Source organism: Methylobacterium variabile (assembly GCF_001043975.1).
GTDB classification, from domain to species: Bacteria; Pseudomonadota; Alphaproteobacteria; order Rhizobiales; family Beijerinckiaceae; genus Methylobacterium; species Methylobacterium variabile.
In genome coordinates this window covers 1-602 of sequence record NZ_LABY01000519.1, presented here as the reverse complement: position 1 = coordinate 602, position 602 = coordinate 1, and the positions used below count along the sequence as shown (strand labels likewise).

Genomic DNA, 602 nt, shown 5'->3' with positions numbered 1-602 from the left:
AGTCCAATCGCGGGCAGGTCGAGGAGATCCAGCAGCTCGTCGCCTACCGTCAGTCGATCGGCTGCGAGGGCGGGCGCTTCCTGTTCTTCGACATGCGGCCGCCGCAATGCGCCCAGGTCGAGCAGCGCATCCGCGCCCTCAATGCCGGCTACGGCTCCGGCGCCCGGGAGGTCTCGAACGCCCGCCGGGAGCAGCTCATCGCCGCCGTGAAGGAGGCCTGCACCGGCCTGCCGAGCGCCGCCGCCCTCCAGTCGAAACCCGCCGACGGCTTCGGCCGCGGCGGCTCGCAGGTGATCTGCGTGCGGATGTGCGACGGCGCCTACTTCCCGATGCCGAACCTGCCCGACGGGCGGGAGGGTGCCGACGAGATGTGCCGGGCCCTCTGCCCCGGCACCGAGGCCGCCGCCTACTCGATGCCGCCGACCGACAACGGCCTGAACCAGGCCGCCGCGGTCCAGACCAGGCGCGCCTACTCGGCCCTGCCGAACGCCTTCAAGTTCCAGAAAGCCTTCGTGCCGAACTGCTCGTGCAAGGGCACGCAGACCTGGGCGCAGGCCCTCGTGAAGGCCGAGAGCATGCTGGTGCGCCACAAGGGCGACATC

General features: G+C 71.3%; 1 protein-coding gene. It reads left to right on the top strand.

Annotation, left to right across the window (positions count from 1 at the left end):
* A partial coding sequence (locus VQ02_RS34270) for a DUF2865 domain-containing protein (RefSeq protein ID WP_048448751.1) occupies positions 1-602 on the top strand: 602 nt, incomplete at both ends.